25 protein-coding genes and 1 tRNA gene are annotated in these 26,016 nt (G+C 41.5%); all 26 read left to right on the top strand.

The window, feature by feature from the left end; translation table 11 throughout:
• Nucleotides 1–120: 120 nt before the first annotated feature.
• Entirely contained in the window at nt 121–936 is an 816-nt protein-coding gene (locus tag QZZ35_RS01265) for a DUF6076 domain-containing protein (protein ID WP_291235797.1), read from the top strand.
• Nucleotides 937–1,003: 67 nt separating this feature from the next.
• A tRNA-Leu gene (locus tag QZZ35_RS01270) sits at nt 1,004–1,086 on the top strand.
• A gap of 142 nt (nt 1,087–1,228) precedes the next feature.
• A complete protein-coding gene (locus tag QZZ35_RS01275) occupies nt 1,229–2,050 on the top strand; it encodes an EFR1 family ferrodoxin (RefSeq protein ID WP_291235798.1) in 822 nt (273 codons plus the stop codon).
• A 141-nt stretch (nt 2,051–2,191) separates the two neighbouring features.
• Nucleotides 2,192–2,869: a phosphatase PAP2 family protein gene (locus QZZ35_RS01280; RefSeq protein WP_291235799.1), complete on the top strand. Its 678-nt coding sequence runs from the start codon at nt 2,192–2,194 to the stop codon at nt 2,867–2,869.
• Nucleotides 2,870–3,148: 279 nt separating this feature from the next.
• A complete protein-coding gene (locus QZZ35_RS01285; RefSeq protein WP_291235800.1) occupies nt 3,149–3,898 on the top strand; it encodes a GDSL-type esterase/lipase family protein in 750 nt (249 codons plus the stop codon).
• Between the two features lie 14 nt (nt 3,899–3,912).
• Nucleotides 3,913–4,389: a DUF4358 domain-containing protein gene (locus QZZ35_RS01290; protein WP_291235801.1), complete on the top strand. Its 477-nt coding sequence runs from the start codon at nt 3,913–3,915 to the stop codon at nt 4,387–4,389.
• A 15-nt stretch (nt 4,390–4,404) separates the two neighbouring features.
• Entirely contained in the window at nt 4,405–5,811 is a 1,407-nt protein-coding gene (locus tag QZZ35_RS01295) for an MBOAT family O-acyltransferase (protein ID WP_291235802.1), read from the top strand.
• 42 nt (nt 5,812–5,853) lie between these two features.
• Nucleotides 5,854–7,032, top strand: a complete 1,179-nt coding sequence (locus QZZ35_RS01300; protein WP_291235803.1) for a DHHW family protein — start codon at nt 5,854–5,856, stop codon at nt 7,030–7,032.
• Nucleotides 7,033–7,047: 15 nt separating this feature from the next.
• Entirely contained in the window at nt 7,048–7,560 is a 513-nt protein-coding gene (locus tag QZZ35_RS01305; RefSeq protein ID WP_291235804.1) for a hypothetical protein, read from the top strand.
• The gene (gene polA / locus QZZ35_RS01310) at nt 7,545–10,160 is read left to right on the top strand and encodes a DNA polymerase I (protein ID WP_291235805.1); all 2,616 of its coding nucleotides are present in this window, start codon (nt 7,545–7,547) and stop codon (nt 10,158–10,160) included. Before QZZ35_RS01305 ends, polA begins: the two co-directional genes overlap by 16 nt.
• Nucleotides 10,161–10,175: 15 nt before the next feature.
• Nucleotides 10,176–10,766, top strand: a complete 591-nt coding sequence (gene coaE, locus QZZ35_RS01315; RefSeq protein WP_291235806.1) for a dephospho-CoA kinase — start codon at nt 10,176–10,178, stop codon at nt 10,764–10,766.
• Between the two features lie 253 nt (nt 10,767–11,019).
• The gene (locus QZZ35_RS01320) at nt 11,020–12,129 is read left to right on the top strand and encodes a cell wall hydrolase (protein ID WP_291235807.1); all 1,110 of its coding nucleotides are present in this window, start codon (nt 11,020–11,022) and stop codon (nt 12,127–12,129) included.
• A 111-nt stretch (nt 12,130–12,240) separates the two neighbouring features.
• A complete protein-coding gene (locus tag QZZ35_RS01325; RefSeq protein ID WP_291235808.1) occupies nt 12,241–13,026 on the top strand; it encodes an MBL fold metallo-hydrolase in 786 nt (261 codons plus the stop codon).
• Between the two features lie 22 nt (nt 13,027–13,048).
• Entirely contained in the window at nt 13,049–13,321 is a 273-nt protein-coding gene (locus tag QZZ35_RS01330) for an ACT domain-containing protein (RefSeq protein WP_291235809.1), read from the top strand.
• 11 nt (nt 13,322–13,332) lie between these two features.
• Nucleotides 13,333–14,697 (top strand): PFL family protein, encoded by a 1,365-nt coding sequence (locus tag QZZ35_RS01335; RefSeq protein ID WP_291235810.1) that lies wholly within the window; start codon nt 13,333–13,335, stop codon nt 14,695–14,697.
• Nucleotides 14,698–14,768: 71 nt separating this feature from the next.
• A complete protein-coding gene (locus tag QZZ35_RS01340) occupies nt 14,769–16,229 on the top strand; it encodes an aminoacyl-histidine dipeptidase (RefSeq protein WP_291235811.1) in 1,461 nt (486 codons plus the stop codon).
• Between the two features lie 68 nt (nt 16,230–16,297).
• Nucleotides 16,298–17,773 (top strand): stage IV sporulation protein A, encoded by a 1,476-nt coding sequence (spoIVA, locus tag QZZ35_RS01345; RefSeq protein ID WP_291235812.1) that lies wholly within the window; start codon nt 16,298–16,300, stop codon nt 17,771–17,773.
• A 119-nt stretch (nt 17,774–17,892) separates the two neighbouring features.
• Nucleotides 17,893–18,369, top strand: coding sequence for a ribonuclease HI (gene rnhA / locus QZZ35_RS01350; protein ID WP_291235813.1), 477 nt, complete (start codon nt 17,893–17,895; stop codon nt 18,367–18,369).
• A gap of 17 nt (nt 18,370–18,386) precedes the next feature.
• Nucleotides 18,387–19,778: an RsmB/NOP family class I SAM-dependent RNA methyltransferase gene (locus QZZ35_RS01355; protein WP_291235814.1), complete on the top strand. Its 1,392-nt coding sequence runs from the start codon at nt 18,387–18,389 to the stop codon at nt 19,776–19,778.
• 14 nt (nt 19,779–19,792) lie between these two features.
• Nucleotides 19,793–20,521 (top strand): pseudouridine synthase, encoded by a 729-nt coding sequence (locus QZZ35_RS01360; protein WP_291235815.1) that lies wholly within the window; start codon nt 19,793–19,795, stop codon nt 20,519–20,521.
• On the top strand, nt 20,490–21,134 hold the full coding sequence (locus QZZ35_RS01365; RefSeq protein WP_291235816.1) for an HAD family hydrolase: 645 nt from the start codon (nt 20,490–20,492) through the stop codon (nt 21,132–21,134). Before QZZ35_RS01360 ends, QZZ35_RS01365 begins: the two co-directional genes overlap by 32 nt.
• Entirely contained in the window at nt 21,131–23,008 is a 1,878-nt protein-coding gene (locus tag QZZ35_RS01370; RefSeq protein ID WP_291235817.1) for a YgiQ family radical SAM protein, read from the top strand. Before QZZ35_RS01365 ends, QZZ35_RS01370 begins: the two co-directional genes overlap by 4 nt.
• 9 nt (nt 23,009–23,017) lie before the next feature.
• Entirely contained in the window at nt 23,018–23,599 is a 582-nt protein-coding gene (locus tag QZZ35_RS01375) for a hypothetical protein (protein WP_291235818.1), read from the top strand.
• Nucleotides 23,600–23,608: 9 nt separating this feature from the next.
• Nucleotides 23,609–24,574, top strand: coding sequence for an RluA family pseudouridine synthase (locus tag QZZ35_RS01380; RefSeq protein ID WP_291235819.1), 966 nt, complete (start codon nt 23,609–23,611; stop codon nt 24,572–24,574).
• Nucleotides 24,541–25,497: an epoxyqueuosine reductase gene (locus QZZ35_RS01385; protein ID WP_291235820.1), complete on the top strand. Its 957-nt coding sequence runs from the start codon at nt 24,541–24,543 to the stop codon at nt 25,495–25,497. Before QZZ35_RS01380 ends, QZZ35_RS01385 begins: the two co-directional genes overlap by 34 nt.
• Nucleotides 25,460–25,990, top strand: coding sequence for a Holliday junction resolvase RecU (locus tag QZZ35_RS01390; protein WP_291233737.1), 531 nt, complete (start codon nt 25,460–25,462; stop codon nt 25,988–25,990). Before QZZ35_RS01385 ends, QZZ35_RS01390 begins: the two co-directional genes overlap by 38 nt.
• The last annotated feature ends 26 nt before the right edge of the window (nt 25,991–26,016 follow it).

Consider the following 26,016-nt stretch of genomic DNA (forward strand, 5'->3'; position numbering starts at 1 on the left):
TTTTTTATTCCCCTATGGTAATTCGAGCATTTTTGTATTAAAATGATACCAGGGTGAAAAAATCATACTTTTACCCCAACATCATAAAAAATGAGAATACAATTGATGGAGGCAAAAAGAATGTCCGGAAAAAGCAGAAATAATTATATACATATATATATGGATTTGTCTGATGATGGAATCTATTTTCATTCTATAACAACGCCCTATGCTTTAGGTAAAAGTCTGATTCAATTTATTGATGCCGATTTGAATGAGATCTCTGCCCATCCGGAACAATTAAGAAGTATCCATCCTTTTTTTTCGACCTGGTCGATAGAAGATAGCCGCTCACTGTTTGAACTTTCCAAAACAGATGACAGGGATCTGGATCTCAAAAAAATTGAATCTCTTCAGAATACTTATAAAAAAATTCTTTATTCTCTCGCATCCGATAAGAAGGATCTTCCGAAAGAGACCGAAAGTTTCTTTTCGAAACATCCATTGTTTGTAAAATCCTCTCTGATCCGGAAGGAGAATAAATGGCTGATCGATCATTTCATCTTAGGTTTTGAAGATTGTCTCATATGTGAACTTGAAGAGATGATCCGCCATCATCAAATAATTAAAATATGTAAAAACTGCGGCAGACTTTTTCTTCCAAAAAGAAGCAATAATGATTACTGTACACGCATTTTTTCAGGGGATAAAAAAACCTGTGCCGAAGTCGGCTACACTAAGACTTTTGCCAAAACCGTTCAAAATGATGAATTGCTCCATGCCTATACACGCGCCTACAAAGCTCATTATGCCCGTATGTCCAAGCCAAGAAAAAAAGCTGCGAATATGAGCCGAGAAGCTTTTGATGCCTGGTATAAAGAGGCCAGAGAAGGTCTTGAACTTGCAAGGCAGGGAAAGATCGATCGCGAAGCTTATATGGCATGGCTTAAAAAATAAAATGAATTTTCGGAAAATCATTGACAAAAGCAACTATTATGGATATAATATACCTTGTCTTTTGAACGCAGGAGTGGCGGAATGGCAGACGCATCAGACTCAAAATCTGACGCTGGCAACAGTGTGTGGGTTCAAGTCCCATCTCCTGCATACAGGATAAGAGCAGTGGATATGTTTCCGCTGCTTTTTCTTTTTTCAAATCCTTTTTGTATCAAAATAAATATATATGCAGTTCCCTTTTAATGTGTTATAATATTTTTACATGATAGATATTAAGGAGGAACAAATTAAAATGATTGATCGAGTCGTCGGCATGTATTTTAGCCCGACAGGTACAACAGAAAAGATTGTCCAGGAGCTTGTAGAACTCCTGTCATTGAAATTTCAATGTGAAAAGGCCTATATTGATTTCACACTTCCGGGAGTCCGGGAAGAGGTACAGACCTTTTCTTCAAGTGATCTGGTCATTTTCGGAACACCCGTTTACGCCGGAAGAGTACCAAACGTTTTATTAAAGTACATACATACTGTTTCAGGCGGCGAAGCACTGGCCGTCCCAATCGTACTCTTTGGTAACAGAAATTATGATGACGCACTGGCTGAACTCCAGTCACTGCTTGCCGAAGATGGATTTTTACCTGTCGCTGCAGGCGCATTTGTCGGAGAACATTCCTTTTCCGAAATTCTCGGTGCCGGTCGTCCGGATAATGCGGACATGGAAGTGGCTGAAACATTTGCAGATGATATCTATAATAAATTGTGCGATGGATTCCGCCCGAAAAAAGGCGAATTGCTTAATGTCGGCGGTGAATATCCTTCTAAGGGCTATTATCAGCCAAGGGACCGCAAAGGCAACCCGGTAGACATACGAAAAGTCAAACCAAAGACTTCTGACAGCTGTAACAACTGCAAGTTGTGTGTGAAAGTCTGTCCGATGGGTTCCATCAGTTTTGATAATGTCCGCGAATTTACAGGCATCTGTATCAAGTGCGGAAGCTGTATCAAAAAATGTCCGATGGGAGCCAAATACTACGACGCTGAGAGTTATCTTTATCATCAGCACGAACTGGAAGAAGAGTACACCCGCAGAGCAGAGCCTTCATTATTTTTATAATTAAAAGGTCCGCTCTGAACAATTACTTTAAATTTCATGAACTTTCTTAAAATTCACTTAAGATGCTTGATATTGGGAATAGCCGATGCTATAATTCCATAAAGATATAATTGACACGTATTTTAAGGAAGAGTGGTGTATATGGTAAGAAGCTTTATTAAAAAATACGGAACAAAGCTCATTGTCCCTGTATTCATGCTGTTTTATCTGCTATCTTTTCAGTTCCTTGAAAGCAGAATAAATTATCGTTTTCACGTGATCCAGACAGGAATTGACCATTATATTCCTTTTTGCGAATATTTTATCATTCCCTACTTTTTGTGGTTTTTCTATATTGCCGCAACCGTCATCTGGTTCATGTTTATAAACAAGGATGAAAAAGAGTATCTTCAGATTATAGCAAGTCTCGGAATCGGTATGACACTATTTATATTGATCTCCTGGCTCTATCCAAACGGTCATTTTTTAAGACCGTTAACATTCCCGCGAGATAATATATTTACCCAGATGGTCCGCATGCTTTACAAAATTGATACTCCGACCAACATTCTGCCAAGCATCCATGTTTACAACTCGATTGCTGCTTTTATAGGAATTGCACATTGCCAGAAACTGAAAAAACATCCGGTGATTGTCGGAAGTTCTTTTATACTGACGGTGTTGATCGTCGCATCAACCGTTTTTCTGAAACAGCACACTGTCATTGATGTGGTCTCTGCTTTTATATTAAACTTTATTGTATATCTGCTTGTTTATCGTCTGGTAGACAACAGAGTCCTTGTCGGTGAAAGAAAATATCCAGGTATAGAAAATTCATGACCTTCTCGTCGTATTGTAACAATTTGGTCTCCAAAAGTTAGACATAAATTCTAATAATTGGAGACCATTTTTTTACCATTGAACCAAAACTTTGTAAAATATGTCGGTTGTGAAACAAGCATTTTCAGCAAAATATTACAAATGTATTAATTTTCCTTTTTTTAAAACGTTACACTTGAATAATAAATTTAATCATATTAGAATATAAAAAGTTAAACAACATTATATAAAATAATTCGACATTTTATAATAAATCATTATTTAAGGAGATCTATACATATGAAAAGTCCGGTTATTAAACTTGGTGCTTTAATTGCTGTTTTTGTGATAGCAGGTGTTGCTGTTTTTGCGTACACCAGCGTAACAGAAGATAAAACTTCCGAATCCGAAGTTGAAAAAGGACTTGCAGTAATTAAAGAACTTGAATCTGTAGAAGTTGCAGATGTCGAAAAAATACTGGAAAGTATTGCCAGAGAAAAGGCTGAAAGCGAACAGGAATGGAACGAAAGATCCTTAAAAGAACGGTATGAGAATGCAATGGTACTGGGTGATTCAGAAGCAGCATCTTTATCGGCTTATGATATTCTTTCTGAAAATGAAGTTGCAGCACTTGTCGGATGCAGCATTGAGGCCGCAGACGAGCATGTACAGGCAGCAATCGACGCACGTCCTTCTGTTGTATTTATGACTTATGGCAAAAACGATCTTGGTCGTTACGGAAGCCCTGAAGAATTTGTAGATGTATATGCAGAAAAGATTTCCACGCTTCAAAAAGGACTCCCTGATGCAAAAATATACATCACCTCTATTTTCCCATCAGCTCAATTCGTTAAAGATGAAAGACCTTATATGGCCAATGATACAGCATTTAATGAAGCCCTTCAGAAAAAAGCTGAAAAGATGAATCTTGAATATATTGACTGTACGGAACTTGTGTCCGACGAATATTATGAACCGGACGGAGATCATTTTATAAAAGATTTTTATGAACTGTGGGCAGAGTATCTGGCAGACACAGTGGGATTATAGGAGTAATGCACACCATGAAAAATAAAATGTTTCTTATAAAAACCGTATTGACTTGCTGCATTGCATTGTTTATTGCTTATATGCTTATAAATGTGGAATCTTTTAGCAATGTAGACATCAAGGAAGTTGAAAATCAGATCGTCACGACGGGAGATCTGGGAACAATGAAAAAATCAAACAATATGATGATCAAAAAAGTATTTGGACTCAACGATGCAGAATATGATGGTACCATTTATTATAAAGGCGAAGGTGCAATGGATGTTACAGAACTTCTGATCATAAAATTAAACTCGAAGGATCAGGCTTCTTCTGTTGAATCAGCTGTAAGAAAGCGGCTTGATTCTCAAATTCAAAATTTTACGAATTATGGAACAAACCAGCTTCAATTACTTGAAAACAGCGTGATTAAAGTATCCGGCAACTATTTCTTTTATGTTGTATCGGAAAATGCAGTACAGCTTAAAGATATTTTTTCAGATAGCATTTAGAAAGGGTCAGACATAATGGTATTCAGCAGTCTTGTATTTTTATTCACTTTTCTTCCGATAACGTTAATCGTGTATTATCTTGTACCGTGGAAGATTAAAAATATTATCCTACTTATTGCCAGCCTGGTTTTTTACGCATGGGGCGAACCGATTTATATTATTTTAATGCTGCTCAGTATTACTTTCAACTACTTTATGGGCAGGGATATTGATTTCAACAGGGATGAGCCGATAAAGAAAAAGCGAAGTCTGATCTTTGCTATTGCTGTCAATTTGATCATCCTGGGATTTTTTAAATATTATACATTTTTTATCCAGACAATAAATGATATTTTCTCTGTACATATTCCTTATCGGGAACTGGCCTTACCTATTGGAATTTCATTCTATACGTTTCAGACTTTATCCTATATCATTGATTTGTATTGGGGAAAAACAGAAGTTCAGAAAAATATCCTTAATTTTGGATTATATGTATCTATGTTTCCTCAGCTGATTGCCGGTCCAATCATAAAATACGTCGATGTTGCCGCTCAAATAGAACATCGAAAACTCAGCATTGACCGTTTTGGCTCCGGCGCCATGTTCTTTATTCGCGGACTTGCAAAAAAAGTACTTCTTGCAAATAATATAGGATTGTTGCATTCAGCTATTGTCGGAATGGAATTTAGTGAGATATCTGTACTGACGGCATGGATTGGCGCACTGGCCTATACGCTTCAGATTTATTTTGATTTTGGCGGTTATTCGGACATGGCCATTGGTCTTGGCCGTATGTTTGGATTCAGTTTTACAAAGAACTTTGATTATCCCTATATTTCCAAAAGTATCACTGAATTCTGGCGTCGCTGGCACATTTCGTTGAGTACATGGTTCAAAGAATATGTTTATATTCCTTTAGGCGGTAATAAAGTATCTGTTCCAAGGCATCTGATCAATATTATGATTGTATGGTTTCTTACCGGCTTATGGCACGGTGCAAGTTGGAACTTCGTTGCCTGGGGACTGTATTATGGCATTTTGCTACTTGTTGAAAAGTATATTTTAGGACGTCTTACATCGAAAATGCCACATATACTGCAGCATTTGTATCTGATGGTCATTGTCATGATCGGTTGGGTATTTTTCTTTAGTCCGGGCATGAATTATGCACTCACGTACATAAAATGCATGTTTACTATTGGCAGTGCCGGGCTGGTCGACAAAACAGCGTTATATTACCTGACCACAAATATCATTTTGATTTTGATCTGTCTGATTGGATCCACACCTTATGTGCATCAGGTGTTCAAATCGGTGATATTAAAAAAGAAAAAGAAACATATCCGCAGTGCAGTCATTATTTATGCAGCACTCTTTGTAATGGTCATTGCCTATCTTGTCAGTGCAACTTACAACCCGTTCTTATATTTTAGATTTTAACATCAATCAACATACATAATCTATTAAGGATAAAGAGGCACTATGGAAAATAGAAAACAAAATACGAAACGTCCACCTAAACGATACTGGGTAAAAAAACTTCATAAATATATTTCAGTGATGTTTATCGCTATCGTCTTTGTCATTACGATTGTGAATGTGATAAAAAAAGACAGCGACATGTCCGAAAGAGAAAACCGTATGCTTGCCAAATCTCCGGCCATATCTTTTGATGAAATTACAAGCGGACGTTTTATGGAAAATTATGAAACATACAAATCTGACCAATTCATAGCCAGAGATTTCTGGATAGCTTTCAAGACACAGTTGGACAGCCTGTGCGGAAAAAACTACTCAAACGGTGTCTATAAAGGAAAAAAAGGATATTTAATTGAAGATGCTGTCAAACCGGACGAAGAAAATTTAAAAAAGAATATCGATGCAATCAATAAACTTGCAGACAATCAGACTGCAAAAGTATATACAATGATCGTTCCAAATGCAGTAGCTGTTCTGTCGGATCTTCTTCCTCCTTTTGCTCCCGTACGTTCTCAAGAACAGGATTTAGGAAACTTCCGATTGTCTTTGTCTGAAAATGTTACGGATATTGATGTAACAGAAACTTTAAAAAATCACAAAAATGAACAATTATATTATCACACAGACCACCATTGGACATCCAGAGGCGCCTACTACAGCTTTTTGACGGCGGCAGAATTCCTTGGTATTGAAAACAACGGAATGAATTATGCTACATACAAAGTATGTTCGGATTTTGTCGGAACTATGGCTTCCACAAGCGGCTATACCGGAAAGAAAGACACCATTGAAGTTTTTATACCAACCGATTCATCCGTACAATATATCGTAAATTATGTGGAAGAGCAGAAGAAAACCGCCTCCCTCTATCAGAGTGAAAAATTGGAAAGCTATGATAAATACGCTTTTTTCTTTGGCGGCAATTCTCCAATCATACGTATTTCAACAACGGCCTCAACAGGTAAAAATTTACTTGTCTTAAAAGATTCCTATGCCAATTGTTTTTTGCCGTTTTTGATTCCTTACTACGATGAAATCGTAGTGATTGATCCAAGATATTATTATGATGATATTTATAGTGAAATCACATCTCAAAACATTACAGAAATATTATTTTTATATAATGCAAATACGTTTTTAGAGGATAATTCAATAAGCGGTATATTTACACAATACGAATAATAGATGGAGGATCATATGGACTGTATTGAAGCACAGGGGTGCATAAATTCTTTTATTGATGACACATTAGACGAAAAAACACTGAGAGGTTTTCTGGACCATGTACAGTGCTGTCCATCCTGTTACGATGATCTTGAGGTTAGTTTTACTGTTATGTCGATTGTCCGTTATCTTGATGATACGGAAACCAACCATAATTTTGTGATGGAACTTGAACATCGTATCGCAGAAAAAGAATTGTGGCTCAAACAGCAGGAGCGAGCGCGAATTTTTAAATCCATTACAGGTTTTTTATGCGTTCTCGCTGTCCTGTCTTCATTATTCAGTGTGATTATGTTCATATCAAAAGACCGGGGACCGAAAAATTATTTGACGGTCCCCGTCTATAATTCTGTGAACAACACATTTAATCTGCATAAAGATACGAAATCAGAACATACAATTCTTTATATACAAGAAAATGATTCCCTGTATGAAGTACCTCTGCAAAAATCATTGGAAGGAGAAGAGGGATGGACAAAAAAATAGTATTAATTGATGGACACAGTATATTAAACAGAGCTTTTTACGGTGTTCCCGTTCTGACAAATTCAGAAGGACTGCACACAAATGGTATTTATGGTTTTTTAAATATCATGTTTAAGGTTCTGGATGAAGAAAAGGCGGATGGCGTCATCGTAGCCTTTGACCTGAAAGCACCCACATTCCGCCACAAAATGTATGATGCCTATAAGGGTACACGTAAACCGATGCCTCAGGAACTTCACGAACAGGTTCCAGTACTCAAAGAAGTTCTCCAGACTATGGGGATTCCAATCGTAACAAAAGAAGGTTACGAGGCCGATGATATTATCGGAACGCTGAGCCGCATATGCGAGACGGCTGGATATGATGTCACCGTCATATCCGGAGACAGAGATTTACTTCAGCTCGCCACAACCCGCGTAAAGATCAGTATTCCGAAAACAAAAGCAGTAGGAACAATGGTTGAAAATTATTATGCCGAGGACGTTTTAAAGGCTTACCAGGTTACACCGAAACAGTTTATTGATCTTAAAGCTTTAATGGGTGATACATCGGATAATATTCCCGGCGTACCCGGAATCGGTGAAAAAACGGCAACCAAAATCATTACCACTTTTGGAAGTATCGAAAATGCGTATGCCCATGTTGATGAGATTAAACCGGCAAGAGCATCGAATAATCTGAAAGAACACTACGATATGGCCGTCATGAGTAAAGAACTGGCAACGATTGAAGTACATGCCCCGATTGAAATGCCGGACCCGATCAATCTGGATCACCTCTATTCGGATGAAGCTTATCAGATCATGAAACGGCTGGAATTTAAAAATATTTTAAACAGATTTCAAAAAGATGCCATGGCTGTGCCTGTTCTTTCTGCCGCCGTTGAAATTCCGGATCCGGCAGTCCAGCAGCAAAAAATATTTGAAGCCCTGACCAAATCATTGATCAGTGTCTATCCGGTCAGCGAATCAGACTGTCACGGCATTATTCTTGCTTATGACGCCGACTGTTTCTGGATGCCTGTAAAGGACAGAGAATGTCTTTGTTCAATGGCGAAATGGTTTGATGGCTATCCATGCATGGCTTCAATGAAATTAAAGGAGAGCCTCCATATTTTTCCTCTGGCAGAAACAGATCGGATCATGGATGTCTCTTTAATGGCTTATCTTTTAAATCCATTAAAGGATTCTTATGACTATGATGATATTGCGCGAGACTATCTCGGACTGACTCTGCCTTCGAGATCGGATCTTTACGGAAAGAAGACCCTCGCCGATATATTACAAGAAGATCATGATAAAGCCATGACATGGCTCGGATATTACGGTGCCCTCCCGTTAAAAGCCGCACCGGTTCTTGAGGATGCACTCAAAAAAGAGGAAATGTGGTCTCTTTATCAGGAAATTGAACTGCCTTTAAGTTTTTCTTTATATCGAATGGAGCAAAACGGTATTCGTGTCGAGCGGGATGCGCTAAAAGAATACGGGGATCACCTGATCGGACGGATCAAAGAACTGGAAAAAGAAATCTATGCTCTGGCCGGAGAAGAATTTAATATTCTTTCTCCAAAACAGCTTGGTGTCATCCTTTTTGAAAAGCTTCATCTGCCTTATGGAAAGAAAACAAAAACCGGCTATTCCACCTCTGCATCTGTTCTGGAAAAACTGGAAGAGGAAGAACCGATTGCCCGCCTTGTACTTGAATACCGCCAGCTGACAAAATTAAAATCGACCTACGCTGATGGTCTGGCAAACTATATTCAGGAAGACGGACGAATACATGGAAAATTTAATCAGACCATCACAGCAACCGGCCGAATCTCCAGCACTGAACCGAATCTCCAGAACATCCCTGTCCGTATGGAATTGGGGCGTCAGATACGAAAAGTCTTTGTTCCGGATGAAGGCTGTGTCTTTGTTGATGCGGATTATTCCCAGATTGAACTGCGTGTACTTGCCCACATGTCGGAAGATGAAAATCTTATTGAAGCTTACAAACAGGCAGAAGATATCCATCGTTTGACCGCTTCCCAGGTATTCCACACACCGTTGGAGGAGGTCACAAGCCAACAGAGAAGTAACGCCAAAGCCGTTAATTTCGGTATTATTTACGGCATCAGCTCCTTTGGACTCAGTCAGGGACTCAGTATTACCCGGAAAGAAGCGGAAGTATACATTAAACACTATTTTGCCGCATACCCGAAGATCAAGGAATTTCTGGACGGACTTGTAAATGACGGAAAAGAAAAGGGCGCTGTATATACCCTTTTTCACAGAAAACGTCCGATTCCGGAATTGTCCTCCAGCAATTTCATGCAGCGTTCCTTTGGTGAACGTGTGGCCATGAATTCACCGATTCAGGGAACAGCAGCGGATATTATAAAAATTGCCATGATTCATGTGGATCGCCGACTTCACGAGGAAGGACTTTCATCAAAACTTGTTCTTCAGATCCACGACGAACTTCTGATTGAAACAAAAAAAGATGAATTGGATCAGGTCTGCCGCATTTTAAAAGAAGAAATGTGTCAGGCAGCCGATTTAAAAGTTCCTTTGGATATTGATATTAATATCGGAATGAACTGGTACGAATCGAAATAGTACAGGGGGAAGAGTATGAAAGTTATCGGTATTACAGGAGGCGTGGGCAGCGGAAAATCCGAAGTGCTTCGAATCCTTGAAGAACAATTTAACTGCGGTATTATTCGCACGGATGATGTAGCCCGTGATTTATGCGAACCGGGCCAGATCAGCTACGAACTCATCGTGAAATTTTTCGGTGAAGACATTCTGGATGAAGAAAAAAAACTGGATCGTCCCAAACTGGCATCCATTGTTTTTTCGGATGAAGAAAAACTCAACGTTTTAAATCAATGCACCCATCCTCAGGTTTATGCATGGGTTCAAAACAAAGTTGCTGAATGGAAAAATGAGAGCACTTATTCCATGATTGCCGTTGAAGCCGCACTTCTCGAACAGCTCAAAGAGATGGGCGTATGTGAGAGTTTCTGGTATGTCTATGTAAAACCGGAAATCCGCCGGGAACGGTTACGTATATCCCGCAATTACAGTGATGAAAAAATGGATGCTATTTTCGCATCTCAGCTTCCTGAGCAGGTATTTCTGGACGGATGTGACGTCGTCATTGATAATAATTCGGATATTGAAAGTGTAGAAAAACAGTTAGAAGCCCTGTGCAAAATATAAAAATTGATTTTTTTATTAAAAATTTCTTGATAATATTTTACAAAATTATTAATATTTTTTCGGAAATATGACGAAATATTATTGTAACATTTTGTAATATTAGTTAATATTTTCAAAAAATATACTATATATTGTTGGTGATTGTAATTTTGCGTCAATATATAGTAATTTATACCTTGTTTGACATAAAAATGATATTTTGATAAAATATGCCTACATGTAACAATTACACAATATATTAAAGAGGTGATTTATGGGCAGTAAAATTCAAAATATCATTTTTCATATGATAAGTTATATTACAGTATTTGCGCTGGCCTTTGGAAGTGTATTATATACCTCTGCCGAAGAGCATCCGAAGATGATGGAAGTTACGTTGAATCATACAGATCTTCTTAACAATTTTCTTGATGTCTCCCGATTATTTTATAATGGAGAATTTCAAGGAAAATTCACAGCAAATACAGAACCTTACCTGGAAATTTATTCTGAGCCGGATACCGAAAGTAAAGTTGAAGGCAAGCTTTATCCCGCTTCCTGGGGTAGTGTAGAAACCTGGGGACCGGAGTGGACAAAGATTTCTTCCGGAAGTGTCAGCGGTTACGTTGCCACAAAGAGTATTTCTGTCGGCTATGATGCAGAACAGATTGCAAAAGAGACCGCCGAATGTCATGCAACCGTTATTGCCGAATCCATCAATATCCGTGAAGATGCCGGAACGGATGCGCCTGTACTTGCAACCGCTGTTCAGAACGAGGTTTTCAATGTTATTGAGGAAGCGAATGCAGAAGAAGACGGATGGACATGCATCGATCTTAACGGGGTTAAAGCCTACGTTGCCAGTGAATACATTTCAGAGTCATTTCATATGAATGAAGCGGTCAGCACGGATGAAGAGATTTTATCCCGTACAGTGGAAGAGCAAATAGCATTTGAGGCTGCATGGAATTCAGAAAATGCAGGTGAACAGCCAAATCCGGAAACATCTTCCGCACCTGCCTTGTCCGTCACAGAGGATGAGGCCTATCTTCTCGCCTGTATGGTTCATGTCGAATCCGGTGCGGAGCCCTATGAAGGCCAGCTTGCCGTGGCCAATGTCATTTTAAACCGGGTACGCAATCCGCGTTTCGGCAGCACCATATCCGAGGTCATTTATGCAGAAGGCCAGTTTCCGGGAGCTCATAACGGCGTTCTTGACGGTGTCCTTGCAAGCGGTCCGAATGCATCCTGTATCCAGGCTGCTCAGGAAGCTCTGATGGGCATAAACAACATCGGTGAATATTATTACTTCAACGGATATGTGGATACGTCTTCTGTAAGCTCATATACCGTAATCGGAGGACATACATTTTATAATTATTAAAAATATGAAGGGTTTCCTATACATAATTTGTATTCGAAGCCCTTTTTGCTTGCTGTTTTTGTCGTTTCGTATTATAATAAGCAGGTGGATTAGGAGAGAGGAAGATATATTATGAAGTTTGGCACAATTGCAAGCGGAAGCAGCGGAAACTGCCTTTATGTGGGCAGTGAAAGTACCAATCTTCTTATTGATGCCGGAATCAGTTGTAAACGTATTTGTCAGGGTCTTGGTGCTTTTGACCTTGAAGGCAAAGATATTCATGGCATACTGATTACCCACGAACACTCAGACCATATATCCGGTCTTGGAGTGCTTTCAAGAAAATTTCACATACCGATTTACGGAACCGAAAAGACACTACGTCAGATTTCTGAGATGGAAAATCTGGGCAAGATTGACAACAACCTGTTTCAGGTTATTCAGGCAGGAAGTTCTTTTTCTATAAGAGATATGTCGATAGAGTCTTTTTCAATCTCACATGATGCTGCCGATCCTGTCAGCTACGCCTTTCATGAAGGCGGCACAAAGCTTGGCATGGTCACTGACCTGGGATATTATGACGACACCATTGTAGGTCATCTAAAAGAATCCGATCTGCTTTATATTGAAGCCAACCATGATATACATATGCTTCAGGCAGGTCCCTATCCTTATTATCTCAAACGGAGAATTCTTGGTGACCGTGGGCATTTATGCAATGAGAAAGCTGCAGAACTGGTAACAGAACTTCTGAATGATTCTCTGAAGCAAGTCATTCTCGGTCATTTAAGCAAAGAGAATAATTATCCGGATCTGGCTCTCGCAACGGTTGAGAACGAAATCCGAAAAGCGGTAGCTGTGGAAGTTGCACCAAGAGATTATGCGGGACAGCTCTATGATCTGTCCAATGAATCATGAAATCAATAGGAGGATAAGATAAATGAAAAAAACAATTATTACAGTTATTGGAAAAGATACCGTAGGAATCATTGCAAAGGTATGTACGTATCTGGCAGAAAACAATGTCAATGTACTTGACATCTCTCAGACAATTGTACAGGACTATTTCAACATGATGATGATTGCTGATATCAATGCTGCAACAAAAGATTTTGATGTACTTTCCAGCGAACTTAAAGCTGTCGGAGAAACAATCGGTGTTAAGATCAAGATGCAGCACGAAGATATTTTCAACTGTATGCATAGAATTTAAGAGGTGGCATAATGATTAATTTATATGAAGTTCAGGAAACGAACAAAATGATTGAAGAATCCAATCTGGATGTCCGCACAATTACCATGGGTATCAGTCTCCTGGATTGCTGCGATACAGATGTGGATAAAGTATGTGACAACATATACCGCAAGATCACAACATATGCAAAAGATCTTGTTTCTACCGGATGTGATATTGAAAACCAGTTTGGTATTCCTATCGTAAATAAACGTATTTCTGTAACTCCGATCAGCCTTGTTGGAAGCTCCTGCTGTAAGACCATCGAAGATTATGTTAAAATTGCAAAAACACTCGATAAAGCGGCTTTAGAAGTTGGTGTCAACTTCCTCGGCGGTTTTTCTGCACTTGTATCCAAAGGAATGACCCCAAGCGATCGTCTTTTGATCGAATCCATTCCGCAGGCTCTTGCATGCACAGAGCGGGTATGCAGTTCAGTTAACGTAGGTTCCACAAAAACAGGTATCGACATGGATGCTGTCAAACTGCTCGGAGAGAAAGTACTTGAAACAGCAGAACTGACAAAAGAATCCGATTCCCTTGGCTGTGCAAAACTCGTTATTTTCTGTAATGCACCTGACGATAACCCATTTATGGCCGGTGCTTTTCACGGTGTAACTGAGGGTGACGCAGTGATCAATGTGGGTGTCAGCGGTCCGGGCGTTGTCAAACGTGCCCTTGAGAAGGTTCGCGGCGAGGACTTCGGTACATTATGCGAAACGATCAAAAAAACCGCATTTAAAGTAACCCGTGTCGGACAGCTTGTCGCTCAGGAAGCTTCCCGCCGTTTAAATGTTCCATTTGGTATTATTGACCTTTCCCTCGCACCAACACCTGCCATCGGTGACAGTGTTGCTGAGATTCTTGAAGAGATCGGTCTTGAATCTGTCGGTGCACCGGGAACAACAGCAGCCCTTGCATTATTAAATGACCAGGTTAAAAAGGGCGGTGTCATGGCATCCTCCTATGTTGGCGGACTTTCCGGTGCTTTTATTCCGGTATCTGAAGATCAGGGAATGATCGATGCTGTCAAAGCAGGCGCACTTTCTCTTGAAAAACTTGAAGCCATGACCTGCGTATGTTCTGTAGGTCTTGATATGATCGCTATTCCGGGAGATACAAAAGCTACAACCATCTCCGGTATTATCGCAGATGAGATGGCTATTGGTATGATCAACCAGAAAACAACCGCTGTTCGTCTTATCCCTGTTATCGGAAAGACTGTCGGCGATACGGTTGAATTCGGCGGACTTCTCGGTTATGCACCGATCATGCCGGTGAACAGCTTTGGCTGCGATGCTTTTGTAAACCGTGGCGGACGTATCCCGGCTCCAATTCACAGTTTCAAAAACTAAAACACAATTATACTGGGGTCAAATTCATTTGACCCCATAAAAATAAAGTAAATAGATATGGGGGAATAATTATGTCAGACAAATTAAAAGGTCTGGAACCAGAAAGAGTATTTCACTATTTTGAGGAAATATGCCGTATACCCCATGGATCAGGAAATGAAAAAGCCATCAGTGATTACTGCGTGGCTTTTGCCAAATCTCATGGTTTATGGGTAAGACAGGACGAAGCCTTAAATGTTGTCATTCGAAAACCGGCATCACCGGGATATGAGAGTGCACCTGTTGTAATGATCCAGGGACATATGGATATGGTTTGTGAAAAAAACAGTGATGTCACATTCGACTTTGAGAAAGATAGTCTGAATTTAAATATAGACGGTGACTTTATTTCTGCTTCAGGAACGACACTTGGCGGTGATGACGGTATTGCCGTAGCCTATGCGTTGGCTATCCTGGAAGATGACCGTCTTTCACATCCGGAACTGGAAGTTGTTATCACAACAGATGAGGAAGTGGGCATGAAAGGTGCCCGCCATCTGGATACAAGTGATTTAAAAGCAACTTATCTTTTGAATCTTGATAATGAAAGTGAAGGTCAGATCTTAACTTCCTGCGCCGGCGGTATGAAGAGCCGTGCGGATCTTCCTGTCCGCCATGTGGAATGGGAAGGTATTTTGGCCTCCTTAAAAATCAGCGGATTAAAAGGCGGCCATTCAGGTGCCGAGATCCACTGCGGAAGAGCCAATGCCAACCGCCTTATGGGAAGACTTCTGATGTGTCTCAATAAAGAATTGAATGCAGGTGTGATCAAAGTCAACGGCGGCATGAAAGATAATGCCATTCCGCGTGAATGTGAGGCGGCTATTCTCATCCAGCCGGAAGACAAAGAACGGGCCGAACAGATCTGTGCCGATTTCTCTCTGGATATTCATGACGAATTCCATACCTCTGATCCAAACATAAAAATCGAACTTATTATCGAAAGTAATAATATAGATAAAGTTGATATCTTCCACCCTTCGGATATGGAACGTATTATTTTTATGCTTGTTCAATCACCAAATGGAATTCAAACAATGAGTATGGAGCTTCCGGGATTGGTAGAAAGTTCTCTTAATCTGGGAATACTCACTACAGAAGAAGACCATGTGCGTTTCTCCTGGGCTGTTCGAAGCAGCAAAAAGAGCCTGAAATATCTGATCAGCGATCAGCTTGAGTATATGACCGAGTTTCTTGGCGGACGATACTGGTATGAAGGGGAATATCCGCACTGGTCCTTCCGAAGCGAATCTCCGATCCGTCAGATTGTCTGTGATGCTTATCGTGAACTTTTCGGCAAAGAAGCACGCGTTGAAGCCATCCATGCCGGTCTTGAATGCGGTCTGATCTCTGAAAAGATGCCGGAGCTGGATATGGTTGCCATCGGTCCGGATATTTTCGATATTCATACGCCGGATGAACACTTAAGCATTTCATCTGTTGCACGGACATATGATCTGATTCGTACTGTCTTAAGCCGTATTGTCAAATAGTCCATTTTTTTAGTCTAAATAAAACCTCTTCGCATATATTTATAGCAGTATATGTGAGGAGGTTTTTTATGGACCAGTTTCATTTGTATAAAGATATCCAGGCAAGAACCGGCGGCGAGATCTACCTCGGTGTTGTAGGTCCGGTAAGAACTGGAAAATCTACATTTATTAAACGGTTCATGGATATGATGGTTATTCCGCGGATTAACGATGTACATAGCCGTGAGCAGGCCAAGGATGAACTGCCTCAGAGCAGTGCAGGCACAGCCATTATGACTTCTGAGCCAAAATTTATTCCGAAAACGGCAGTGGAAATTCCGGTAGATGATAAGGTGAAAGTCAAGATACGATGCATTGACTGCGTCGGCTTTATGGTTGAGGGCGCATCCGGTCACGAGGAAAACGGAATTGAACGTATGGTCATGACCCCCTGGTTCAATGAACCTGTCCCTTTTACAAAAGCTGCCCGCATCGGAACACAGAAAGTGATACGTGAACATGCCACTGTAGCTGTGATGGTTACTTCCGACGGAAGTTTCGGTGACATCCCCCGAAATCACTATGTTCCTGCCGAAGAAGAGACTGTCAGTGAACTAAAGATGATCGGAAGACCTTTTGTCATTGTTTTAAATTCGCTCCATCCCTATTCTGAAGATACTCAGGCGATGAAAGACGCACTTGAAAAAAAATATCAGGTGCAATGTCTTCCTATCAATTGCGAACAATTAAAGAAACAGGATGTCGATCTGCTCATGCAGTCTCTTCTCTATGAATTTCCTGTTTCCGATATGGATTTTTATCTGCCGCGCTGGGTCGATATTCTTCCGAAAACCCACGAACTCAAAAAACTGATGATTGAATCTCTGAAAAATCTGATTCAAAACAGCCATACAATGCGGGAATTCCGAAAAAATGAATCCATGCTCGATCAGCCATGGCTAAAAAAATATTATATAGAAGAAATGGATATGTCTACCGGACATATCAAAATCCATATGGAACTGGATACACATTATTATTATGAAATGCTTTCGGAACTGATCGGAAGTCCGGTCCACGGTGAATACGCCTTCTATCAGACAATCAAAGAGCTGGCAGATAAAAGTCAGGAATTTTCAAAAGTCTCTCAGGCCGTCATGGCTGTTCGCGGCAAGGGCTACGGTATGGTTATGCCTGAGGCCTCCGAAGTAACCTTTGAAGATCCGGAACTTATTCGCCACGGCAGTAAATACGGTGTGAATATTAAAGCCCACGCACCATCGATTCATATGATTCTTGCAACGATCGATACAGAGATCGCACCTATTGTCGGAACAAAAGAGCAGGCCGAAGATTTAATGAACTACATCCGTTCCAATGGCAGAGAAGGTCAGGAAGAAATGTGGAACACGCTTATTTTCGGAAAATCTGTCGGTCAGCTGGTAGAAGAGGGCATTCAGTCAAAAGTCGGACGTATCACCGAGCTGAGCCAGACAAAACTTCAGGAAACACTTCAGAAAATTATTAATGACAGTAACGGTGGCGTTATTTTTATCATTCTTTAACATTCAGGTGCTGCTCACAAAGAGCAGCATCTGCTTTTTGTGTTTTAATTACAGGAGTTGCTATTCTCAAATAATAATGTTAAGATAACAATGTATGTCTAAAAAAAGGTGGATTTGAGATGAAAGTAATACTTTATACAGACGGTGCGGCCAGAGGAAATCCCGAAGGTCCCGGCGGTTACGGAGCGATTCTTGAATATATTGATACGAAAGGTCAGCTGCATACAAAGGAGATGTCTCAGGGTTATGTAAAAACGACCAATAACCGTATGGAACTTATGGCAGTGATCACAGGACTTGAAGCTTTAAACCGCCCCTGTGAAGTGGACGTTTATTCGGATTCCCAGTATGTGATCAATGCATTTAATCAGCACTGGATCGACAGTTGGATTCGAAAAAACTGGAAACGCGGAAAAAATGAACCTGTGAAAAATGTGGATTTATGGAAACGCCTTCTGAAAGCTGCTTCCCCCCATAAAATTACATGGATCTGGGTCAAAGGCCATAACGGTCATCCCCAGAATGAGCGGTGCGACCTTCTTGCAACGACGGCCGCAGATGGCAATGATCTGATTGAAGACACGATATTAGAATAGATGAGATGAGGAACACGATGCGAAAAACATTAAAAGAACAGCTTCCTGCAGTATTTACAGACCGTATGGAAACATTACTCGGAAGTGAATACTCAGCCTTTTACAACAGTTATGATGAAAAAACTTATGCGGGACTGCGCATGAATACTTTAAAAATCACAGCGGAAGAATACCTTAAGCTGACCGGACAGGAACTGGAACCGGTTTCCTGGTGTCCGACAGGCTTTTACTACAACGGAAGCCGGGAATATTCAAAAAATCCGCTTTACCACGCCGGATTATATTATATACAAGAGCCAAGTGCCATGTTTCCTGCACAGGCCCTTCCTGTAGAAGAAGGCGATTATATTCTTGATATGTGCGCCGCTCCCGGCGGAAAAAGTACGGCTCTTGCCGCAAAACTTCATGGAACCGGATGTCTCATATCCAATGATATCAGTGCATCGAGAGCTAAGGCACTGCTGAAAAATATTGAAGCGAGCGGTGTGAGAAACAGTATTGTTTTGACAGAAGACCCAAAAAATCTTGTCCCGGTATTTCCCGAATATTTTGATAAGATATTGATCGATGCGCCATGTTCCGGTGAAGGTATGTTTCGCAAAGAGCCTTCCATGATGAAGGCATGGGAAAAGAACGGTCCGGATTTCTTTTCCAAACTTCAGAGAGAGATCGTTGACAGCGGCATACGCATGCTCAAACCCGGAGGAAAGATGATTTATTCCACATGTACTTTTTCCGTCGAAGAAAATGAGGGTATATTAAAATATATTTTAGAGCACTATCCGGACATGCATGTCATCCCGATCGGTCAAACCGGAGACGGACTTATGGAAGCTCATCCGGAATGGGTCGACGGCCCGGAAGAGATTCGCCATGCAAGACGTCTATGGCCACATCACCTGAAAGGTGAAGGCCACTTCACAGCCCTCCTTCAAAAAGACGGTGAAAAACCGGAAACTTTAGAAGAATACGGTGAAAAAGGAATGAAAGCCCTTCCTGAAGAATTTGAACAGTTTTTAAAAGACGGCGGCGTCACCATTTCATTTGACCCGTCACGCCTTATCCTTCAGGGCGATCATTTAAGCTATCTTCCTGAAAATATGCGGCCTCTCGGAAAACTGCGCCGTATGCGGACAGGGTGGTATCTCGGTGATATAAAGAAAAAACGGTTTGAACCTTCCGGATTTTTTGCAAGAGGACTGTCACCTTCAGAATGTACCAACTGGATCGACCTTGAACTGGATGATCCGAGAGTCATCAAATATTTAAAATGTGAAACACTGGAAGTTCCGGAAGAACTGCCGAATGGCTGGTATATTGTCGGCGTGTGCGGCCATTCCCTCGGATGGGGAAAAGTTGCGAAAGGCACACTTAAGAACAAATATCCTTCCGGATGGCGCTGGCAGTAATAGGAGAGTAGAAATTGCGATTAGATAAATATCTGACAGAGATGGGCATCGGCAGCCGAAGTGAAGTCAAACAGGGTATAAAAAAGGGCTTTGCCAAGGTGAATGATACAGCCGTCACCCGTCCTGAATATAAAGTTAATGAAACCGATATTGTCTGTTGGAAAGGCACACCGATCCATTTTGTGGAATATGAATATATTATGCTCCACAAACCCGCCGGTGTTATTTCCGCCACAGAAGATACAAAGGACAGGACGGTCCTTGACCTTATAAAAGACGCAAAGCGAAAAGATCTTTTTCCTGTGGGAAGACTGGATAAAGACACAGAAGGCCTCCTTCTGCTGACAAATGACGGAGATCTGGCACACCGCCTTCTGTCTCCGAAGCATCATGTATCCAAAACTTACTATGCAAAAGTTGACGGTATTATGACCGAAGAAGATATCCGTATTTTTTCCGAAGGATTTAAAGTGGATGACGCACTCACAGCCCTTCCGGCAAAATTAACCATTTTAAATGTTAAAGATGATACTTCTGAAATTGAACTGGAAATTTACGAAGGAAAATTCCATCAAGTCAAACGAATGGTTCACGCCGTGGGCAAGGAAGTCGTTTATTTAAAACGTTTATCCATGGGAAGCCTTGTTCTGGATGAACAGCTAAAACCGGGAGAATATCGCCCATTAACCGAACATGAACTGGAGGGACTATATGCTGGATCACATCAAAGCCGTCATATTTGACCTTGACGGTACTTTAGTTGAATCCATGTCGATGTGGAAAGATATTGACGTGGAATATCTGGAAAAATTCAATCTGCCTGTGCCTGAAAATCTTCAGCAGGACATTGAAGGGTTAAATATGTACCAGACAGCCGTATACTTTAAAGAGACCTTTAATATACCGGATTGTCTGGAAGATATCATGGCCGCATGGAATGAGATGGCCTTCGAAAAATATACCTGTGAGATTCCGTTAAAACCCGGAGTCAGACCCTTTCTCGAGGCATTAAAAAAGAAACATATTCCCTGTGGCATCGCAACGACAAATTCACGCTTTCTGACCGAAGCCATTTTAACAAGCCACCAGATCCATTCCTTTTTTTCCGTCATCGTGACCGGTGATGAGATCACAAATGGAAAACCGGATCCGGAGATTTATTTAAAAGCTGCCGAAAAAATGAATGTATCCCCTGAAGAGTGTCTCGTTTTTGAAGATATTCCTTATGGTATTATGGCCGGCAAGCAGGCAGGTATGCACGTATGTGCCGTTGAAGATGTCTATTCTGTCAAAGACCGGGAGGAAAAACTCCGTCTTGCAGATTTTTATATTGATAATTACGAGGAATTGTTATGATCAAAGATTTTTTACCAATTTCCAGAGCCGATATGGAAGCTCGCGGATGGGATCAGGTCGATTTTGTTTATGTTATCGGCGATGCCTATGTCGATCACCCTTCCTTCGGTCACGCCATTATTAGTCGTGTTCTGGAAGCGAATAATTATCGGGTGGGAATTATTTCTCAGCCGGACTGGAAAAACAAAAAGAGTATTGATGTTTTTGGCAGACCCCGCCTTGGATTTTTAATTTCCGGCGGCAATATGGACTCTATGGTCAATCATTACACGGTATCCAAAAAACGCCGCCACAACGACGCCTTCACGCCCGGAGGTGTTTACGGAAAACGTCCGGATTATGCCACCACCGTCTATGGCAATATGATCCGGCAGACTTACAAGGATGTCCCGATCATCATCGGAGGAATTGAAGCAAGTCTTCGTCGCCTTGCCCATTATGATTACTGGAGCGACGCGATGAAACGGTCCATCCTTCTCGATTCGGGAGCAGATCTTTTGCTGTACGGTATGGGAGAGCGGTCCATCGTCGAAATGGCCGACGCCTTAAACAGCGGTATGGATATTAAAGATGTGACCTTTATCCCAGGCTCTGTTTACAAAACAAAAAATCTGGACAGTGTCTATGACGGCATTATGCTGCCGTCTTATGATGAGATTTTGAAAAATAAAAAGAAATATGCCGAGAGTTTTTATACCCAGTATACAAATACAGACCCATTCAGCGGAAAAACACTCGTAGAAAAATATAACGATCACCTCTATGTGGTCCAAAACCCGGCGGCAAAACCGCTGACCACAGCCGAGATGGACCGGGTCTACGGACTCAATTATATGCGCACCTACCATCCGTCTTACGAGGCCCTCGGAGGTGTTCCTGCCATTCAGGAAGTCAAATTCAGCCTTGTCAGCAACCGGGGCTGCTTTGGCGGCTGCAGTTTCTGTGCTCTGACATTCCATCAGGGCCGGATCATTCAGACCCGCAGTCATGAATCCATTATAAATGAAGCAAAAGCTTTTGCCTGGGAACCGGATTTCAAAGGATATATCCACGATGTGGGAGGTCCTACAGCCAATTTCAGACACCCTTCCTGCGAAAAACAGCTGACACAGGGCGTATGTAAACATAAACAGTGTCTCTTCCCTGAACCATGTAAAAATCTGCATGTGGACCATCAGGATTATCTGTCACTGCTTCGAAAGCTTCGGGAACTTCCCGGCATAAAAAAAGTATTTATCCGGTCCGGTATACGATTTGACTATGTCAATGCAGATCCGGATCCGACCTTTTTAAAGGAACTGTGCGAACATCATGTCAGCGGTCAGTTAAAAGTCGCTCCTGAACATGTGGCAGATCCGGTTTTAAAGAAGATGGGCAAACCGGCAAACAAGGTCTATCGCAAATTTGTTCAGGACTATAAACAGATGAATGCCTGTCTCGGAAAAGAACAGTATCTTGTTCCTTATCTGATGTCTTCGCATCCCGGCTCAACAATGAAAGAGGCCATCACTCTGGCGGAATATCTGAGAGATCTCGGCTACATGCCGGAACAGGTTCAGGATTTTTATCCGACCCCATCCACCCTTTCCACCTGCATGTATTATACAGGTCTGGATCCACGGACAATGGAACCGGTATATGTTCCAAAGGACCCGCATGAAAAAGCAATGCAGCGGGCACTGATCCAATACCGGAATCCGAAAAACTACGAACTTGTCCGCGAGGCTCTCGAAAAATGTCACCGGACCGATCTGATCGGTTTTGACAAAAAATGTCTGATCCGTCCGCGCCGTGGTGAACAAAAACGCACAGAAGATCAAAAGCCGGTCAAACGAAAGACCATCCGCAATGTACATAAGAAAAAAAAGAAATAAGGTGTGAACATGGAAGAAAACAAACGGATCAAGGGAACCTACGGCTATATTGACAGTTTAAAACGTTCAAAACTGGTTGCCATCGGTATATGGGCAATCTTTATCGCCCTGCTTTTGATCATCCCGTCGATTATTTTTAAAACACGTTATAACTCCTTTACCATTGCCGCCATCGTCATGGTACTGCCGGCAGCAAGACAAGTTGTCCAGTACCTGTCCCTGCTGCCTTTCCACAGCGGCAATCGGGAAGAATATGAAAAAATCCGTTCCCTCACTGAGGGAAAATCATGGATCGTCCTGGCCGCGGATATGGTACTGGCAAGTGAGAGCGGTCATATGATGCTTGATATGCTTGTCATCTACAACGGAAATGTCTACGGCTACGCACCCGCCCAGAAAAAGAGCAGAGAAGCCATTGAGGCCTACCTGACAAATATTCTGACGGAAGAAGATCTCATTCATAAAAAACCGGTCGTTCATGAAAACTTTGAAGAATTTGAAGAAATGGTCATGATGCTCGCAGCCAATGAACCTTCCGCACCAGTAGAAGCCGGTGCCATTTTCAGTCGTTTAAAATCGAATTGTTTATAAGAGGATAGTATGCAGAAATTTATCGTAACACCAAATGAAGCCGGACAGCGGGTGGACAAACTCCTGTTCAAATATTTAAATACAGCTCCGAAAAGCTTTATTTATAAAATGTTCCGAAAGAAAAATATTACATTAAATCATAAAAAATGTGACGGCTCTGAAAAAACAGCTGTCGGCGATGAAATCACTCTGTGGCTTGCGGAGGAGACAATTGAAAAATTCAGAGAAACAAAAAAAGTTGAAAAGGTGCCTTGCCATTTTAAAGTCATCCATGAAGACAAAGATATTCTGGCCATTAACAAGCCGGCCGGTTTACTGTCCCAGAAAGCCAAACCGGAAGATATTTCCGTCAATGAAGAGGCCATCAGCTATCTTCTCGATAACCACAGCATTACAGAAGAGCAGCTGAAAGTTTTCCATCCGTCGGTCTGCCACAGACTGGACAGAAATACAAGCGGACTTCTCATTATCGGAAAAAGTCTCTATGGCCTTCAGCACATGTCTGAAATTCTAAAAGAGCGTACCGCAAAAAAATATTATCTCTGTCTTGCGGAAGGAATTCTCTGCCTTCCTCAGCACATTAAAGGATATCTTATTAAAGATGAAGCGACAAATCAGGTCTTTATATCTCAGGAACCGGTCACCGGAAGTCATCAGATCGAAACCTTCTATAAACCGCTTGGACATAATGGCTATCAGACTCTTTTAAAGGTGGAACTCATTACCGGACGGACACATCAGATCCGCGCCCATCTGGCTTCTGTCGGCCACGGTATTGTGGGTGACGGAAAATACGGCTCCGAAAAAGTCAATGACTGGTTCCGAAGACATTATCACCTCAAGCATCAGCTCCTGCATTCCTGGCGGATTGAATTTGATGACTTAAGGCTTACCGCACCTGTCTGGCCCGAATTTGAAAAAATCCTCAAGGGGGAACGGCTTTGGTCGATTTACGAAAACTTGCAGAACAACTGAATATTGACGATATCGCCGTCTGCCACGCGGAAAGATTTACCGACGTGGAATTTCTTCTGAAAAAGGATCTTGAACTTGGAATTCTTCCGCCCTTTACAGAAGAGGATATTGAAAAACGGGTCTGTCCGGAAAAAACTTTGGAAAACGCGGCCAGTTTCATTGTCCTTCTGGAGCATTATGAACCAAAGATTTATAAAAGACGCGAAGGCCCTTTTGGAAATATTTCTCCTGCGGCCTGCGGTGAAGATTATCATCGGATCGTCCGAAGAAAACTTGACCTTTTGATGGAAGCCCTATCCTTGGCCGATCCTGAAGGGAAAAGACTGTCTTTCGTCGATGATTCTCCCTTTTCCGAAAAGCACCTGGCCATGCGGGCAGGACTGGGAAAAATTATGAAAAACGGGTTGTTTTATTCAAAGAAATTTGGCTCCCGATGTTTTATCGGGCTGATTCTTTCGGATCGGGAACCTGGATTTTACGGACTACCCCCAAGATCCGACCAGGAAGATACATGGTTTTTAAGATGTAATACCTGTTCGGCCTGTCAAAAACTTTGTCCCGGCAAAGCCCTCTCGGAAAATGGCATGAACAGTTACCGGTGTGCCGCCTATCTGACTCAGAAAAAGGAACCTCTGACAACGGAGGAAGAAAGGATCATGGGTGAACAGATTTACGGCTGTGATATCTGTCAGAAGGTCTGCCCTTTAAACCCGCCTGTACCTGCCGGATATGAAACAGGAACCGAAATCGCTCTGGATGACATTTTGTCTATGACAAACAAGGAGTTTAAACTGATTTTTCGACAAACTGCAGCCGGATGGCGGGGCAAAAAACAACTTCAGAAAAATGCAGAAATCATTTTAAGAAACAAAATGGAGAAATCATATGGCAACATGGAATTCCAGGGGACTGCGCGGATCTGAACTAGAAGAGATCGTCAATCTTACCAATGAGAAATACAGGGAAAAACATCTGGCACTGATCCAGAAGATCCCCACACCCATCAAACCTATTCAGATTGATAAAACAACACGTCACATTACGCTGGCTTATTTTGACCAGCGCAGCACCGTCGATTATATCGGAGTGGTTCAGAGCATTCCTGTCTGCTTTGATGCCAAGGAATGTCATTCAAAAACCTTTCCTGTCCAAAACATTCATGAACATCAGGTCCTGTTTATGCAGGATTTTGAAGATCAGGGAGGCATCGCCTTCCTGTTGATCTGTTTTTCATCCGAGCAGCGTTATTTTTACCTTCCATTCAAACATCTGGTTGAGTTCTGGAATCGTTCAAAAACAGGTCATAGAAAAAGTTTCCATATGGAAGAGCTGGATCCGGCTTTCGAAATCTCCTGTCAGGGCTATTACCTCAATTATCTGACAGCTATTCAGAAAGACCTGGATGGCAGAACTTGACAAAGAGTCGTGACGTGGTATAATAG

It is taken from the genome of Frisingicoccus sp. (genome assembly GCA_016298055.1).
GTDB lineage: Bacteria > Bacillota > Clostridia > Lachnospirales > Lachnospiraceae > Frisingicoccus.